The sequence below is a fragment of the Nocardia sp. NPDC056952 genome, assembly GCF_042674185.1.
GTDB lineage: Bacteria > Actinomycetota > Actinomycetes > Mycobacteriales > Mycobacteriaceae > Nocardia.
In genome coordinates, this window is the sequence record NZ_JBHURA010000004.1 from 452,868 (window position 1) to 469,424 (window position 16,557).

The following is a 16,557-nucleotide window of genomic DNA, read 5'->3' on the forward strand; positions in this document are numbered from 1 at the left end:
CCCGGCTCGGGTCGGCTTCAGCGCAGGGCGGTGTGCCAGACGACGGCGGCGGCGAGTGCGCCCGCGCCGTTGAGCGACCAGTGCAGGGCGATGGGTGCGAGGAGGCTACCGCTGCGGCGACGCAGCCAGGTGAACACCACGCCCGCGGCGGCGGTGGCCGCGACGGCGAGTGCTATCCCGGCCATTTGGCCGAGCACGCCGCCGCCGACGATGCTGGACAGTCCCTTGTTGCCCGAGGTGAGGCCGAACGAGGACGCGATGTGCCAGAGGCCGAACATCAGCGATCCGGCGGCGAAGAGCCCGCGGACACCGAGGACCCGGTCGAGGGTGCCGTGCAGTACCCCGCGGAAGGCGAGTTCTTCGGGGATCACAGTCTGCAACGGGATCACGATCATCGACGCGATCAGTGCGCCGGAGATCGTGGCATAGCGATCGGCGAGGAAGAACGGCCTGGTGAGCGGCAAGAGAGCACCGATCGCGACCGCGGTGAGCACGATCCCGACGGCACCGAGCGCGTACACCGTCCCGCGCTTCCAGTGCCTGGGTGACAGCCCGAGTTCCGCCCAGCCCAGCCCCCGCTTGCGCATCAGCGCCAAGAGCGCGAACGCCGCGACGGGAACGGTGACGATATTGGCCCACGCGGTCGTGAAGTGAGCGATCAGATTGGTGCCCGCCAGCACGACGACGACCACCGCGATATCGATGTAGGCATGGAGCTTCGGCCGGGAATCGGCGACGGCGGGTACGGGCACCCGACCGAGTGTACGGAAATATCACGAAACGAAAACGGTCCGGTGAATGCGCGAAAACCCGCTCCCCCCGCGTTGAGCGGCCCGGAACGAGCCCACCAAGATCGACAGCGGGCGCGGTGCTGTGAGCTACTCGACAGCTGACCCGGACCATCCGGCCAAATCGGCCCAGGCCTGCAACTCGCGCCGCGTCTCGAACCGTCGCGGGACCCCGCTGATCGGATCCGTGAATTCGAGCGAGGCCGCCAGCAATTGCAACGGCCGCGTGTAATCGTCGACCGATTTATCGGTGATCACGGGGTAGAAATCGTCGCCGAGAATCGGCACGCCGAGCCCGTTCATATGCAGGCGCAGCTGATGGGTTCGCCCGGTGTGCGGGCGAAGGCGGTAGCGCCCGAGCCCGTCGCGATGTTCGACCAGTTCGACCTCGGTCTCGGCGTTGGGCTCGCCGTCCACCTCGAAAGCGGCGAGCACCTGCTTCTCCTTGATGATCCGGCTGCGCACGGTCCGCGGCAGCTCGAGCGCGGGATCGTAGGGCGCGATGGCCTCGTATTCCTTGCGCACGGTCTTGCGGTGGAACATCGTCTGATAGGCGCCGCGCCGGGCCGGATTCACCACGAACAGCAGCAGGCCGGCGGTGACCCGGTCCAGTCGGTGCGCCGGGATCAGGTCGGGCAGTTCGAGCTCGTTGCGCAACCGCACCAGCGCCGTTTGGAGAATGTGCTGACCGCGCGGGATCGTCGCCAGGAAGTGTGGCTTGTCGATCACGAGGATGTCGTCGTCGCGATGCACGATCCCGATCTCGAACGGCACCTCGGTCTCGACGGGCAGATCGCGGTGGAACCACACGGCGCCGCCCGGCACGAACGGCGCGTCCGGTGTCAGCGGACCTTCCAGATCCACGATCTCGCCCGCCACCAGCATCGCGTCGATCCTGGCCGGATCCACCCGCGGCAACCGCTCGACGAGGTGATCGCGCACGGTCGTCCACTGCCCGTCCTCCGGGAGCCGGAGTCGGGCGGGATCGAGGCCGTGCCGTTTCGGCAGCGGCGGCTGCTGCCTACGTCGCATAGGAAGAAGTGTTGTCGAGCCGGTGGCGCCGGGTGCTGTCGGCCCCTCGGAACCTGCTCGACGTCGTGGATCACGCGGTGCGTGTGGCCAGCCCTGGGTAGTCGATGATCAGACCCGACTCGTCGTAATCCAGGGTGGCGTGGAAGTCGAATTCGGGCGCGCGGTAGTCGTAGCGCTGACCTACCCCGTCGGCGATCCGGCGATAGTGCTGCGGTAATCGGGCCGCGGTGAGGTCGGCGGCGCGCACATAGGCGGCGGGCGCGTCGGCACTGTCGCCGACCGCGAGCCCGAGGCGATGCACCGGCAAGGCGTTGGTGAACGCCGACGCCTCGAGATCGATATCGAGACACCCGTCGAGCTCGGGCGCGACCGTGCCGTCGACCTGCCAGCGCCCCAGCCCATCGGACTGCACGGTCACCGACCGCCTGCCCTCGGGATATCGCCCGACGATCTGCGCCGACCGGGTGTGCCAGCTCCCGTCGAGCCGCAGCCGATAGTCGATCACCCAGGTGATCCCGTCCTCGACCGCCGTCGCGCACCCTTCGACGAGAACTCCGCGCGCATCATCACGGAAATACGTGACCTCGAATCCGGTACGCGCCTCCCGGTGTAACCAGGCGGCAGAGGAGGGCAGCGGAGTGAACATGGGAAACGCATTCCCGCAATTCCGTCGCTCAATCGCTAACCCGCCCGCTGATCGAGCACCATCAGTTTCGCTTCGACAAGGACTTGACGCGCGCGCCGTCGCACCCGGCACAGGTCGACGCTGCATTCGAGATGTATCTGCATCGCCCGATGCGCCTGTTCGGGCGACAGCTTTCCGGGGTCGGAATGGCAATCGGCGATTGCTGAAATGATTGACGTGACAAACATTTTCGTTCTCCCACCGCTACACGAGATCAAGAGGTAGAGAGGAAATTACGCCCGAAAGAGTGAATTGCCGACGGGTTGACGGGCAGTTCACACAACCTTCCCCGATCGTCCACAAGCACTCAACTTAGGCTAACCTACCTTGGCGGAGTTGCCGCGGACAGGTCGAGAGGCGAGAACGATATGACGGTGCAGGTAGCGCCGCCGCCGGGGGCGGAGTCGGGGAACCGGCTGCCCAAGGCGGCAGCGAAAGCGCAGAAGCAGCGGGAAGCGCTGGCGCGCAAGGAGATTCTGGCACCGGTATCGGGGATGCTCACGGTGGCGAGCCTGATCGTCGCGCTCGCCTCGGTGTGCTCGGTGGTCCCGTTCCTGCTGATCGTGGCGGCCTGCCGCGAACTGCTGAACTCCCCGGTCGACACCGACCGGGTGTGGTGGCTGTTCGGCGCGGCCGTGATAGTGCTCGTCGTACGGGCGTTGCTCCAGGTCGTGGCGCTCAGCTGGTCGCACGCGGTCGACGCCGGCTACCAGCTCACGCTGCGCAGGCTGCTCGCGGCCAAACTCACCCGGGTGCCGCTGGGCTGGTTCGGCGAGCGCAGCTCCGGTGAGGTCAAAGGCTATCTGCGCGACGATGTCGACGCCCTGCACTTCCTGGTCGCGCACGCCCGCCTCGATTTCATCGGCGCGCTGGTGGTCCCGCTGGTCACCCTCGGCTACCTGTTCACCGTCGACTGGCGACTCACGCTGGTACTGATGATTCCACTGATCGCCTACATGATCCTGTTCAGCAAGATCATGGACCGCGACGGCCGCGATCGCCTCGCGGTGTACACCCGGTGGGAGCGTCGTCTGTCCGCCGCCACGGTCGAGTTCGTCGACGGTATCCAGGTGGTGCGGGCATTCGGTCAGGCGGGCAAGGCGCACAGGGAGTTCCAGGACGCCGTCGAAGGTCAGGTCCAGGCGGCGCATCGGATGAAGACGCCGATCATTCGCGTGCAGGCGGCCTCCGACATCGTGGTGATGCCCGTGTTCGTCATGCTCGTCGTGGTCCTCGGTGGCCTCGCCGGCGTGGGCCTCGGCTGGGTGGACCCGCTCGATCTGCTGCCGTTCCTGCTGGTCGGGCTGGGTATCGGCAGTTCGCTGCTCGGCCTCGGCTACGGTTCGCAGGCCCTGCGCGCCGGTGGCGCCGCGGCCCTGCGACTGCACGAACTCCTGCAGACCCCGGAACTGGAGATCGCCGAAACGCCCGCGGGCGCGCAGACCGGCATCGTGCGTTTCGACGGTGTCGAGTTCGCCTACCGCACCGGCCATGACGTGCTGCGCGGCATCGACCTCGAACTGACCCCCGGCACCATCACCGCCCTGGTCGGTCCGAGCGGTTCCGGCAAGTCGACCCTGGCGAAGCTGCTGCCGCGTTTCTACGACGTGGGTGCGGGGCGAATCACCATCGACGGCCGCGACATTCGCGAATTCACCAGCGAAGAGCTCTATCGCACGGTCGGATTCGTGTTCCAGGACGTGCGCCTGATCCGCGGCACGATTCGCGAGAACCTCCTGCTGGCCCGCCCCGACGCGGACACCGAGGCCATCGAACGCGCCACCAGGGCCGCTCAGATCCACGACCGGATCCTGGCGCTGCCCCGTGGCTACGACTCCGAGATCGGCGTCGACGCCACGCTGTCGGGCGGCGAGGCGCAGCGGCTGTCGATCGCGCGCGCACTGCTGGCCGACACCCCGGTCCTCGTCCTCGACGAGGCGACCGCCTTCGCCGATCCCGAATCCGAGGCCGCCGTCCAGGACGCACTGGCGGCCCTGGTCGCCGGGCGCACGGTGCTGGTCATCGCGCACCGCCTGCACACCATCACCGGAGTCGATCGAATCCTGGTGCTGGACAACGGAACTCTGGTCGAACAGGGCACGCATGCCGAACTGCGAGCTGCCGGTGGCCTGTACCAGCGGCTGTGGGAGATCAACGAAGCTGCCCTCGGCGCGCTCGCCCTGGTGGAGGAAACACGATGATTCGCAAGGTTTTCCGGCTCGTCCCCGACGAGTTCGCCCCCCTGATCTCGCGGCTGCTCGGCGTGATCGTGGTGCAGGCGCTGTGCCAGGCCATCGCGTATCTGCTGCTGGTTCCCGTGCTGGAAGCGCTGTTCGGTGACGATCTGAACGGTGCGTGGCTGTGGGCGCTCGGCATGGCCGTCGCCGTGGCCGGTGTGGTCGTCTTCGGTTACCTGCAGGCCGTGATCGGTCTGCGGATCGGTCTGGGCATGCAGCGCGGTCTGCAGACCCGGCTCGGCGATCAGCTCAACGCGTTGCCGCTGGGCTGGTTCGAAGATCGGGACGCGGGCCCGCTCTCGCGGGTGATGGTCGAGCAGGTGCGCGAGATGCAGGGCCTGATCGCCTATCTGCTCGCCAAGGTGCTCACCGGCATCATCGTGCCGCTGGTCGTCGCGATCGGGATGCTGTTCATCGACTGGCGCGTCGGCGTGGCGATGTTGCTCGCCGCACCGGTGCTCTACCTGGTGAACAATCTCGCCAATCGCGCCTACACCGGCGCCGACGCCCGGCTGCACGCCGCCGCGGCCGAGGCCGATTCGCGGGTGGTGGAGTTCGCGCAGGCCCAGCCGGTGCTACGTGCGTTCGGTGCGGTCGGCGCGGGGAACAAGAAGCTGGATTCGGCGCTGGTGCGGCAACGTTCGGCCGTGCTGAAGATGATGGTCGCGACCGTGCCGGGGCTGACCGTGTTCGCGCTGTTCGTGCAGGCGGTGTTCCTGGTGCTCGCGTACATCGCGGTCGTCCAGGTGACCGATGGCGCGATCTCGGCCGCCGCGGCGATCGCGCTGATCGCGGTGAGCGCGCGTTTCATCGAACCGGTGAACCAGGCCGCCCAGCTGGGTACGGCCCTGCGCTCGGCCGCCGCGGCCGCCGACCGCATCACCGACCTGCTCGCCGAATCGCCCCTGCCCGCCGCGACCGAACCGGTCACCCCCGGTGCGCCCGCAGTGGTCTTCGACGAGGTGAGCTTCGGCTACCGCCCCGGTGAACCGGTCCTGTCGGACCTGACCTTCACCGTCCCCGCGGGCACCACCACCGCCATCGTCGGACCCAGTGGTTCGGGCAAGACCACGCTGCTGCGCTTGGCCGCCCGCTTTTACGATGCCGACTCCGGCGTGGTCTCGGTGGGCGAACACGATGTGCGCAGGCAGCCCTCGGACACCCTGCTCGACCAGCTCTCGCTGGTCTTCCAGAACGTCTACCTGTTCAACCGCTCGGTCGCCGACAACATCCGCATCGGCAAGCCCGACGCCACCGACGACGAGCTGCACCGCGCGGCGGTGGCGGCCAGGGTCGACGAGATCATCGATCGCCTCCCGGACGGATTCGACACCACCGTCGGCGAAGGCGGCACCTCGCTGTCGGGCGGTGAGCGTCAACGCGTTTCGATCGCTCGGGCCCTGCTCAAGGACGCCCCGATCGTCCTGCTCGACGAGGCGACGAGTGCGCTGGACCCGCACAGCGAGGCCGTGGTGGTCCGTGGCATCCACGAACTCACCAGGGACAAAACGGTTCTCGTCGTGGCGCACCGTCTCTCGACGATCGCCCATGCCGACCAGATCCTCTTCCTGGACAAGGGCCGGATCGCCGAACGCGGTACGCACGCGGAACTGCTCGCGCTGAACGGTCGCTACGCCGCGTTCTGGAACGAGCGCGAGCGGGCAACTGGCTGGCGCCTGGAGCCGGTCTCCGCGTAGACGCCAGGGCCTCGGCGGTGTCGCGACACCGCCGAGGTCGAGTTCACTGGTGGTAGGTGGAGAGGAATTCGCCGATCCGGCCGATGATCTGGTCGAGCTCATCGGCCTGCGGCAGGGTGACGATGCGGAAATGGTCGGGGGAGGGCCAGTTGAAGCCGGTGCCCTGCACGACGTGAATCTTGGTGGCCAGCAACAGGTCGAGCACGAACTTCTCGTCGTTGTCGATCCGGTAGGTCGCGCGGTCGAGCTTGGGAAAGGCGTACAGCGCGCCCTTCGGCTTCACACAGGACACGCCCGGAATCGCGTTGAGGGCGGTCCACGCGCGATCACGCTGTTCGAGTAGTCGACCACCGGGCAGAGTGAGTTCGTGGATGCTCTGGTGCCCGCCCAGCGCCGCCTGCACAGCCTGCTGCGCGGGAACATTCGCGCACAGGCGCAATCCCGACAGCATCGTCAGGCCCTCGAGGTAGCTCTCGGCATGGCGGGTCGGTCCGGAGACGGTGAGCCAGCCGGAGCGGAAACCGGCGAGCCGGTAGGCCTTGGACAAGCCGTTGAACGTCAGGCACAGCAGGTCGGGTGCGAGCGAGGCGGTGACGGTGTGGGCGACGTCGTCGTAGAGGATCTTGTCGTAGATCTCGTCGGAGCAGACGATCAGATTGTGCTGGCGGGCGAGTTCGAGCATCTGCTCGAGCACCTCGGTCGGATACACCGCGCCCGTCGGATTGTTCGGGTTGATGATCACGATGGCACGCGTGCGGTCGGTGATCTTGGCGGCGATGTCGGCGATGTCGGGATACCAGTCGGCGCTCTCGTCGCACAGGTAGTGCACCGCCTTGCCGCCGTTGAGGTGCACGGCGGCGGTCCACAGCGGGAAATCCGGTGCGGGGACGAGGACTTCGTCGCCGTTCTCGATGAGCGCGGTCATCGCCATCATGATGAGCTCGGACGCGCCGTTGCCGAGGAAGACGTTCTCGATATCGAGGTCGTCGACGCCGCGGCCCTCGTAGTACTGCACCACCGCGCGCCGGGCGGGCAGCAACCCCTTGGAGGTCGCGTAGCCCGCCGACGACGGCAGGTTGGCGATGATGTCGCGCAGCAGCTCCGATGGTGCGTCGAAGCCGAACTGCATCGGGTTACCGGTATTGAGCTTGATCACCCGGTGTCCCTCGACCTCGAGCCGAGCGGCGTGCTCGGCTATCGGGCCGCGGATCTCATAGGAAACATTCGCGAGCTTGCTCGACTGTTTGAACTGCATGTCGGCTCCCCACCGTGATACGGACGGAGCTCGCCACAGTACTCGCCGGGTTCACGCGCACGCACCGCGGCAGTTCAGAAGCCGCGCAGGCGGTCCGGGGCGACGCGGATCGGCACCGAGTAGGCCGCGAAGAATTCCGATTCGGTCATCTTGATGTCGACGAAGCCCCTGGTGTATTTCCTTGCGTAGTGGGCGATCTCGTCCTCGGTGGGCGCCTCGTTCACGCGTGCCGTGCCGGTGAAGACGGCGACCTCGCCACCGTTGTCGGTGGCGTTGAAGTTGAGCGCGACCCGCGGATTGCGCGCGAGGTGCCGCAGCTTCTTGGCCTCGGGCATGGTGAAGATGAGGAACTCGTCGTTCTCCCAGTGGAACCACACCGGGTTCGGCTGCGGGGTGGTGTCCGCGCCGATGGTGGTCAACCAGATCACGTGTTCCTTGGCCAGCCGCTTGCCGACCTCTTCGCCGAAGGGGGTAGCGGCATCGAGAATGGACACGGTGCTCTCCTCGCAGGCAGGGGACAACTTCCATCCCTTACCCTCGCGGAAATCCGGTCGGCCCGCCACCCGCCTCGCGGAACCGGTCCGACTACTTCCAGTAGGCCTGCGACTTGATCGAGGTCTTGGGCAGGGAGTGCTGGGTCTTGAGGGTCTTCACGATCGAGCGGGTGGTGTGACCGTCGCAGGTGACCCAGCCGTAAGTGCCGGGGACGCAGGTGATTTCCTGGGCGGCCTCGCGCAGCAGGCGGCCGTCGTCGACGCGCTGGAGCCAGGTGAGGGTGTGGTGGGGCTTGTTGTTCACCGGGATGGTCTTGTCGGATTCGTACTGCCATTCCAGCCAGACTCGCGCGGGGGTGTCGCCGATGGCGTCGAGCAGCGAGTTGATGGCGGGCAGGGAGGCGGTGTCGCCGAAGATGACGTACTCGCTCGGGGTCTGCTCCGGGAGCTGGAAGTCCGAGCCGAGCACGGTGGCGTCGAGCAGGTCGCCCGGCTTCGCGCGGCGGGCCCAGTCGGCCGCCGGACCGTTGTGCAGAGCGAAGTCGATGCTCATGGTGTCTTCGTCGGGGTTCTGGTCGACCAGGGTGTAGCCGCGGTGGTGCAGCTTGTCGCTGGTCGCGTCGGGGATCCACAGGCGGATCCACTGGGTGGGGTGCACCGGGTGGTCGGCGAGCAGGCCGCCGGCGGTGAAGCCGATGCGGATGAACTTGTCGGTGATCTCCTCGTTGGAGGTCACTGTCAGCCGGTAGTCGGCGCCGCCCCAGGCCTTGGTTATCAGACCGTTCAATCCCTTACCCATGGTCGTTAGGTTAGCCTAACGACACTTGTTTGTCTGCTTCGGTGGTTAAATAAGGTAAGCCTATGCAAATATGGGCTGGTGCGTGAGAGAGTGGAGAACGAACCGGTGGAAACCCTCCTGGTAGTCGGCGCTGGGCCGAAAGCCCTTGCGGTGGCGACTAAATCGCACGTTCTGCGCTCGCTCGGAATGCCCGCTCCGCGCGTGGTCGTGGTCGAGGCGCATGCCGTCGGCGGCAACTGGCTGCCCACCGGCGGCTGGACCGACGGACAGCACCGCCTGGGCACCAGCCCCGAGAAGGACATCGGCTTCCCGTACCACTCCACGTGGGCGCGCGGGCGCAACCGCGATATCGATCACGCGATGGCCGCCTTCAGCTGGACCACATTCCTGATCGAACACGGCACCTACGCCGAGTGGATCGACCGCGGCAGGCCGAGTCCGCAACACCACGTGTGGGCCAAGTACCTGCAGTGGGTCGCGAAGTCCATCGACCTCGAGCTGGTGCTCGGTCGTGTGGAGAGGATCGGTCACGGCGATGGTGAGCAGTGGCAGGTCGACGTGGTCGATGCCGACGGCGCGCAGAGCCGCCTCACCGCCGACGGCCTGATGATCACCGGCCCCGGCCGCAGCAGCCGCGCCCTCCTCGACCATCCCCGTGTGCTCAGCATCGCCGAATTCTGGGACCGGGCAGGCAAACGCACGCTGCCCGCCGCCTCGCGCGCCGCGGTGATCGGTGGCGGCGAGACCGGCGGCTCGGCGCTGGACGAGCTGGTGCGGCACGAGATGCTCACCATCTCGGTGATCTCCCCGCTGGCCACCCTCTACACCCGTGGCGAGAGCTTCTTCGAGAACTCGCTGTTCAGCGATCCCGTGAAGTGGGCGGCGCTGAGCATCCAGGAACGTCGCGACGTGATCCGGCGCACCGACCGCGGGGTGTTCTCGGTGCGTGTGCAGGAAAGCCTGTTGGGCGACAACCGCGTTCATCACCTGCAGGGGCGGGTCACCAAGATCGCGCCGCAGGGCGAATCGCTGGCCTTGACGCTGAGCAACGAGTTGCGCGCCGACCAGGTCCACAACTTCGACCTGGTGGTGGACGCCACCGGTGGTCAGCCGCTGTGGTTCCTCGAGATGTTCGATCAGCGGACCGCGGATCTGCTCGAGCTCGCCGTCGGCGGTGCCTTGACGCAGTCGCGGATCGAGTCGTCGATCGGCTACGACCTGGCGGTCACCGGGCTCGGCGGCAAGCTCTACCTCCCCAATATGGCCGCGATGGCGCAGGGGCCGGGGTTCCCGAACCTCAGTTGCCTCGGCGAACTTTCGGACCGGGTGCTGCAAACGGTGCCTGCTCGGGCGCGCGCCACCGCTGGCGCTCGCTGAGTGCGCACGAAAGAGCCCCTCCCCGAGAACTCGACGAGAGGGGCTCTTTCTTTGTGCTCAGCGTTCTTGCGCTCAGCGTGGTGCGACTACGTCTTCCGGCGTGCGCGGCACGTACTGCAACGCGATCCGCCGGTCGGGTCGGACGTCGATCTCGCCGATCGACTGGAACCCGGCCTTGGCCAGGCTGCGAGCGATCGCCACGTTGCGGTGGTCGGGATCGCCCAGGACGCGGCGGCACGCGGGATCGGCCGCGAAAACGGCGGTGGTCATGGTGGAGATCCAGGCCGACATGATGCCCTTGCCGATCACCGCGGTGTCGGCGGTGGCGATGTGGAAGCCGACGTCATGGGGATCGCTGTCGTAGAAGCGGCCGATCTCGTCCTTGGCGGCGCGGTAGAACTCCAGGTAGGCGATATCGCGCACCCCGAGTTCGGGCTCACCCAGGACGGCGAAGTCCAGGCTGAGAATGCACGGGCGGGAATAGGTTCCGGCCAGCTGGGCGCGGAAGTTCTCGCGGCGGCGATCGGCGTCCCAGTCCTGTTCCCACGATTCGAGCAGGTGCGGGCGGGCCATCCATTCGGCCAGCAGCTCGGGGTCGGTGCCGTCGGGATCGGCCAGGCGCAGGCTGAACGGCGCCGCGAAGACGGGCAGCACCGGCGCGGGCGCGGCGGCCACCTCGGCGGGCAGATCGGTCTGCTCGCGGGGCAGCGGGGTGGGGGTCCCGACGGGGTTCATCTACTCGGTGCTCCGTTCAATCGTAACCTTGGTCACCTCGATTGGTAAGGCTAGCCTATACTAATGGCTGGGTGTTACTGTTGCCCGACCGATCGCCCGGTGATAGCCGGGCCGTTCCCGATTCGGGTCGGATTCGGATGCAACAGGATTCGCCCCGATCCCGGACGACAGCGCCGGGCGGGCCCGTGCGTGAGCGCGGCGTTTGGATAGTGCGAAACGGCCGCGCGGCTTTGCGCGGCCGGTGAGGGAGAGCGACATGGCAAGAGAACTCGGCTGGATCAGGCAATTTCAGGCCCCCAGGACCGATTCCCTACCGCCGCTGATCGTCTTCCCGCACGCGGGCGCGGGCGCCTCGGCTTATCGGGTGTTCGCCAAGCGTATGGCCGCCGACTTCGACACCGCGATCGTCCAGTACCCCGGCCGTCAGGACCGCGCGCGGGAAGCCGCCGCGCAGACCCTGCCCGAGCTGGCCGCCGGCGCCTTCGAGGCGTTCCGCGACTCCGCCCACAACACCGGCGCACCGCTCACCGTCTTCGGCCACAGCATGGGCTCCATCGTCGCGTTCGAATTCGTCCGGCTGGCCGAGTCCGCGGGGTTGTCCGTGCGTTTGCTGGTGGTCTCCGCGGCCGCCGCACCGCACCGAATCGCCGAGCTCCCCGCGCATCCCACCGAGGACGACGAATTGCTCGACCACATGGCCACGCTCAACGGCACCGGCGCCGACGTGATGGCCAGCCGTGAGGTGATGCGGATGGCGCTGCCGGTCCTGAAGGCCGATTATCGCGCCTTCGACGCCTACTCCTGTGGTCCCGACGTGGCTGTCGCGACGCCCGTGCTGGTGCTCGGTGGCGATGACGATCCGTTCGTCGGGCCGCGCGACCTCTACGGCTGGGACCAGAGCACCACCGCCGAGATCGAGGTCAACCTGTTCGAGGGCGGCCACTTCTACCTCGACGAGAACATCGACGGCATCGCCGAGGCGCTCGTCGGCAAGGCGCTCGCGCGATGAACTCCGATCCCATCGTGATCGTCGGGATGGGTGTCGAGGCCCCCGGCGGCGTCGAGACCCTGCCCGACTTCTGGTCCGCCCTCGCTTCCGGGCGTGAGCTGATCGGCCCGTTCCCGCGCGATCGTGACTGGCCGCTCGACGAGCTGTTCGCCCTCGGCAGGCTCGACGGCTGGGCGCCGGTTCGTGACGCGGGCGGGTTCCTCGACGGCGCGACCGACTTCGACGCACAGTTCTTCGGCATCACCCCGCGCGAAGCGGTGGCGATGGATCCGCAGCAGCGAGTGGCCATGCGGGTCGCGTGGCGTGCGCTCGAACACGCGGGCATCAATCCCGGTGCGCTGGACGGTGATTCGGCCGGTGTGTGGATGGGCGTCTCGACCGTCGAATACGGGCCACGGGTGGGCTCGGTGAACGAGTACAGCGGCTATCGCGCGACAGGGACCGCGCTCGGCGCGGTGGCCGGGCGCATCTCCCACGGACTCGGCCTGATCGGTCCCTCGATCAGCGTGGATACCGCGTGCGCGTCGTCGCTGACCGCCGTGCACCAGGCGGCCTCGGCGATCCGCGCGGGCGAGTGCGAGTGGGCGCTGGCCGGCGGAGTGTGCGTGATGGGTTCGCCCGGCGCGTTCTACGAGTTCTCCAAGAACAACGCCCTCGCCACCGACGGCCACTGCCGTTCCTACGCCGCCGACCCCACCGGCACCCTCTGGGCAGAGGGTGCGGGAGTCATCGTGCTGGAACGGGAATCGCGGGCGAAGGCGCTGGGTCACCGGATCTACGGGCAGCTGCTCGGCTCGCGGGTCAACCACAACGGTTCCGGCGCCCCGATCGCGGTGCCGAGCGCGGGCGCTCAGCAGCGGCTGATCGAGGACACGGTCGCCGCGGCCGGGATCAGCGCCGACGACATCGGCCTGATCGAAGGGCACGGCACCGGCACCGCCGTCGGCGACCCGCTCGAATTGACCGCGCTGGCAGCGACTTACGGCAACCCGGACCGCACCGACGGACCCCTGCTCGGCTCGGTGAAGTCCAACACCGGCCACGCCCAGGCGGCCTCGGGGATGCTCGGGCTGATCAAGGTGCTGCTGTGCGGTGCGCACGGCGCCATCGCGCCGAGCCTGTGGGCAGACGCGCCGACCACCGAGATCGACTGGGACGCGACCAGTTTGCGTCTGGCCGCCGAACTCACCGACTGGGCGCCGCGCGCGGACGGCCTGCGCTATGCCGCGGTGTCCTCGTTCGGTGTCGCGGGAACCAACGCGCACGCCATCGTCGGCCTGCCGGTGCTGGAGGAGACCAACCATGGCTGAGTACCGCTTGCCGGACGGCAGCGTTCCCGTCCTGCTGTCCTCCGACAGTGCCGACGGACTGCGCGCCGAGGCGGCCGCCCTGCGTGAATATGTTGCCGCGCACCCCGAGGCGAGCGCGCAACGATTGTCGGACATGCTGTTCCGCACCCGCGTGCCCCGTCGTCGCCGGGCGCTGATCCTGGCGTCGCCGACGGGGCCGACCGACGAGCTGGTGTCCGCACTCGACGCGATCGCGACCGGCTCCGAGCACGCACTCGTCGTGCACGGCGACGTGCCGGCGAGCGCGCGCCGGATCGGGTTCGTCTTCCCCGGCCAGGGCAGTCAGCGGCCCGGCATGGGCGCCACGTTCTACGAGCTGTCGGCCGACTACCGCGCGGTGGTCGACGAATGCGCCGCCATCCACGCCGAACGCTTCGGGCATTCCCAGCCGCTGCACTATCTGCTCGGCGACGAGGGGCAGTACGAGGACACGGTGTGGGAAGTGCAGCCCGCGTTGATGTTCCACATGACGGGCCTGGCCGCGGTGTGGCGGGCGGCGGGGGTGGATCCGCACGCGACCATCGGCCACAGCCAGGGCGAGCTCGCCGCGGGCGCGGTCTCCGGCGTGATGACGCTGCGTGACTCGGTGCTCGCGGTGACCCATCGCGCCCTGCTCGCGGACCGGCTGTCCCCGCGCGGCTATTCGATGGCGGTCTTCGGGATGGACCGCGAGAGCGTGGAAGCGCTGATGGCGCGGCACTCGGGGTGGGCCGAGCTCGCGGTCGTCAACTCGCCGCACATCATCGCCATCTCCGGTGAACGCGGCGCCGTCGTCGATCTGGTGGCCGCCGCTACCGCGCGTGGCCAGTTCGCGAGGGAGATCCGGGTCGCCTTCCCGGCACACACCTCCATCGTCGCCGAAGTGCGGGCTGATTTCGAAGGCTTCCTCGGTGACGAGATGAGCACGCCGAACTTCACCGCGTCCGAGATCGCCTGCTACGGCGCGACTCTCGGCGAGCCGATCACTCCTGACCTCAAGCAGGAGGAGTACTGGTTCTGGAATCTGCGCAATCGTGTTCGGTTCGACCGGGCGGTGGTCAGCGCGGGTAGTGATGGCGTCGACCTGATGATCGAGGTCGCCGAGCACCCCGTGCTGCAGCTGGCCATCCAGGAAAACCTCAGCCTGGTCCCGAACCGTCCCGGTGTGCCCGCCCGTGATTTCCGTGTCCTCGGCACGTCGCTGCGGACCGCGGAGGGGCTCTCGGAGTTCACCCGCAATCTCGCCCAGGTCGCCGTCCTCGACATCGACTACCGCTGGGACGCACTGCGAGTCGACGACACCGTCACCCTCCCGCTGCGCGACTTCCCGCACACCGTGACCAACGCCAAGCGACTGTGGGCTCCCCTCGGCGCCCATGAGACCCCCGCCGAACTCGTGGTCGCCACCCCGAAACCGCAACGGCTGGTGGAACAGTGGATTCCGGTACAGCGTCGCGCGCTGACCGCGCCGCGCAGCCTCCTCGTCGTCGACCACACGGGTGAATGCGCCGAGCTGGCCGCCGCCCTGGTCGCCGCCGCGGACCGCCACGGCGCCGACGCGCGCGTCATCGGAGCCGGCACGCCTTCGGGCCAGGACAACCGGGACCGGGCTGTGGGGACCGCTGACTCCGTGGTCGTGTTGCTGCCCGCTTCCGGCGACGACGACAGCGCCGGTGCGATCGACGCGCTGGCGCGGTTCTACGCCGAACGCGCCTGGGCCCCGGCGTTGTCCGCGCTGCGTCCCGGTGGCGAGTGCTGGCTGCTGACCGTCGGCGGCGAGACCGTCCACGACGGTGATCCGATTCCCGGGCTGTTCCAGTCGGGCGTGAGCGCCGGATTCCGCAGTGTGGGTATCGAGAACCCGGGAATCCTCTTCCGGCACCTCGATCTGGCCGCGAACGAATCCGCTCCCGCCCAGGCCGCCAAGATCGTCGGTGCGGTGCACTCCAGCGGGGAAGCCGAGCTGGCGCTGCGTGCCGGCAAGCTGTTCGTCAAGCGCCTGGTCGTCGATACCACCGATGAAACCGGTTCGCTCGGAACAGATCTCGATCACGTGGTGATCGTCGGTGGTACCGGTCAGCTGGGTCTGCGGTTCGCCGATCAGCTGGCGCGTACCGGAGCGGGCCGTGTCACGCTGCTGAGCCGCAGCGGCGAAACCGAGGCGCTGGCACCGGAACTGGCTCGGCTGCGTGGTATCGGCGCGACCGAGATCGTGGTGCGGTCGTGCGATGTCAGCGAGGTCGACGCCGCGAAGGCGTTCGGTGCCGAGATCGCCGATCGCCCGGTCGACCTGGTGATTCACGCCGCGGTCAACTATGTGGACGCCGAACTCGACCAGATCACCGACGACGCCGTGCGCACCGCCGCCGCCGCGAAGCTGCGCGGCCTGGACAACCTGATCGACGCGGTCGCGCTGACCGTGGACTGCCGGGTCCTGCTGTGCTCGTCGATGGCGGCGACGCTGGGCGGACGCGGACAGGTCCTGTACGCGGTGACCAACCGCATGCTCGACGTGGCGGCCCGCAGGCTGCGCGCCCGTGGCATCGCCGCCGCGAGCCTGCAGTGGGGGCTGTGGAGCGTGGCCGGCCCGCTCGACGATGCCGGGTTCGCCCGGGTCGAGGAGGCCGGCGTGTTCCCGATGGTGCCCGCGGATGCGATCGAGGCCGGGCTCGCCGCGCCGGTGCGCGACGGCATGATCATCGCCGCCGACTGGGATTTCCTGCGCGAGGTGCTCGGCGCGTTCGGCCAGGCCAGCGTGCTCACCGGGCTCGAATCCGCCACGCCCGCACCGCAGGTGGCGCTGGCGCCCGCCGAGACGGTGAGTGCGGTTCCAACGGCCGCCGCGGCGCCCGCCGCACCCATCGACAGTTTCCCGCTCGACCTGCGCATGCGCACCGAACTGCTCAAGGTGATCGGCGGTGACAGCGCCGAATCCATCGACGCCACCATGCCCTTGGTCGCACTCGGCCTCGATTCCCTGCAGGCCTTGGACTTCCGCAAGCGCGTGAAAGCGGAACTGGATCGCGATCTGCCGGTCGCGGCGATTCTCGGCGGCGCATCGCTCGACGATGTCGTGCTGCTCATGGCACAGAACACCAACCAGGGCTGAGGGGCCGAAGAA

At 68.2% G+C, this 16,557-nt stretch carries 13 protein-coding genes; 6 read left to right on the top strand and 7 right to left on the bottom strand.

Going from position 1 to position 16,557, the window contains the following annotated elements; all coding sequences use genetic code 11:
• Nucleotides 1-17: 17 nt before the first annotated feature.
• From ACFTS5_RS18150 to ACFTS5_RS18160, 3 genes are all read right to left on the bottom strand, one after another.
• Nucleotides 18-752 (bottom strand): CPBP family intramembrane glutamic endopeptidase, encoded by a 735-nt coding sequence (locus ACFTS5_RS18150; RefSeq protein ID WP_378632174.1) that lies wholly within the window; start codon nt 750-752, stop codon nt 18-20.
• A 126-nt stretch (nt 753-878) separates the two neighbouring features.
• Entirely contained in the window at nt 879-1,820 is a 942-nt protein-coding gene (locus ACFTS5_RS18155) for an RluA family pseudouridine synthase (RefSeq protein WP_378632177.1), read from the bottom strand.
• A gap of 70 nt (nt 1,821-1,890) precedes the next feature.
• Nucleotides 1,891-2,466: a putative glycolipid-binding domain-containing protein gene (locus ACFTS5_RS18160; RefSeq protein ID WP_378632179.1), complete on the bottom strand. Its 576-nt coding sequence runs from the start codon at nt 2,464-2,466 to the stop codon at nt 1,891-1,893.
• A 407-nt stretch (nt 2,467-2,873) separates the two neighbouring features.
• Here ACFTS5_RS18160 and ACFTS5_RS18165 point away from each other — a divergent pair, with 407 nt between their 5' ends.
• Both ACFTS5_RS18165 and ACFTS5_RS18170 read left to right on the top strand, forming a co-directional pair.
• Nucleotides 2,874-4,706: an ABC transporter ATP-binding protein gene (locus ACFTS5_RS18165; RefSeq protein ID WP_378632182.1), complete on the top strand. Its 1,833-nt coding sequence runs from the start codon at nt 2,874-2,876 to the stop codon at nt 4,704-4,706.
• Complete coding sequence (locus ACFTS5_RS18170; RefSeq protein ID WP_378632185.1) at nt 4,703-6,439, top strand: ABC transporter ATP-binding protein; 1,737 nt, start codon at nt 4,703-4,705, stop codon at nt 6,437-6,439. The genes ACFTS5_RS18165 and ACFTS5_RS18170 overlap by 4 nt, the downstream gene beginning before the upstream one ends.
• A gap of 43 nt (nt 6,440-6,482) precedes the next feature.
• On the opposite strand, the gene ACFTS5_RS18175 is transcribed toward ACFTS5_RS18170, so the two are convergent.
• From ACFTS5_RS18175 to ACFTS5_RS18185, 3 genes are all read right to left on the bottom strand, one after another.
• A complete protein-coding gene (locus ACFTS5_RS18175) occupies nt 6,483-7,694 on the bottom strand; it encodes a pyridoxal phosphate-dependent aminotransferase (protein WP_378632188.1) in 1,212 nt (403 codons plus the stop codon).
• 74 nt (nt 7,695-7,768) lie between these two features.
• Complete coding sequence (locus tag ACFTS5_RS18180) at nt 7,769-8,188, bottom strand: TIGR03667 family PPOX class F420-dependent oxidoreductase (protein ID WP_378632190.1); 420 nt, start codon at nt 8,186-8,188, stop codon at nt 7,769-7,771.
• 91 nt (nt 8,189-8,279) lie between these two features.
• Nucleotides 8,280-8,987 (bottom strand): siderophore-interacting protein, encoded by a 708-nt coding sequence (locus ACFTS5_RS18185; protein ID WP_378632193.1) that lies wholly within the window; start codon nt 8,985-8,987, stop codon nt 8,280-8,282.
• A gap of 105 nt (nt 8,988-9,092) precedes the next feature.
• Here ACFTS5_RS18185 and ACFTS5_RS18190 point away from each other — a divergent pair, with 105 nt between their 5' ends.
• Entirely contained in the window at nt 9,093-10,364 is a 1,272-nt protein-coding gene (locus ACFTS5_RS18190) for a SidA/IucD/PvdA family monooxygenase (RefSeq protein WP_378632462.1), read from the top strand.
• A gap of 72 nt (nt 10,365-10,436) precedes the next feature.
• Here ACFTS5_RS18190 and ACFTS5_RS18195 read toward each other — a convergent pair whose 3' ends face one another.
• Nucleotides 10,437-11,099, bottom strand: coding sequence for a GNAT family N-acetyltransferase (locus ACFTS5_RS18195; protein ID WP_378632196.1), 663 nt, complete (start codon nt 11,097-11,099; stop codon nt 10,437-10,439).
• Nucleotides 11,100-11,355: 256 nt separating this feature from the next.
• Between ACFTS5_RS18195 and ACFTS5_RS18200 the strand changes: the two genes are divergently transcribed.
• Genes ACFTS5_RS18200 through nbtC form a run of 3 tightly spaced genes read left to right on the top strand, consistent with a single transcriptional unit; the run spans nt 11,356 to nt 16,545 of the window.
• Complete coding sequence (locus ACFTS5_RS18200) at nt 11,356-12,108, top strand: thioesterase II family protein (RefSeq protein WP_378632199.1); 753 nt, start codon at nt 11,356-11,358, stop codon at nt 12,106-12,108.
• The gene (locus ACFTS5_RS18205; RefSeq protein WP_378632201.1) at nt 12,105-13,418 is read left to right on the top strand and encodes a polyketide synthase; all 1,314 of its coding nucleotides are present in this window, start codon (nt 12,105-12,107) and stop codon (nt 13,416-13,418) included. Before ACFTS5_RS18200 ends, ACFTS5_RS18205 begins: the two co-directional genes overlap by 4 nt.
• Nucleotides 13,411-16,545, top strand: a complete 3,135-nt coding sequence (nbtC, locus tag ACFTS5_RS18210) for a nocobactin polyketide synthase NbtC (protein WP_378632204.1) — start codon at nt 13,411-13,413, stop codon at nt 16,543-16,545. Before ACFTS5_RS18205 ends, nbtC begins: the two co-directional genes overlap by 8 nt.
• The last annotated feature ends 12 nt before the right edge of the window (nt 16,546-16,557 follow it).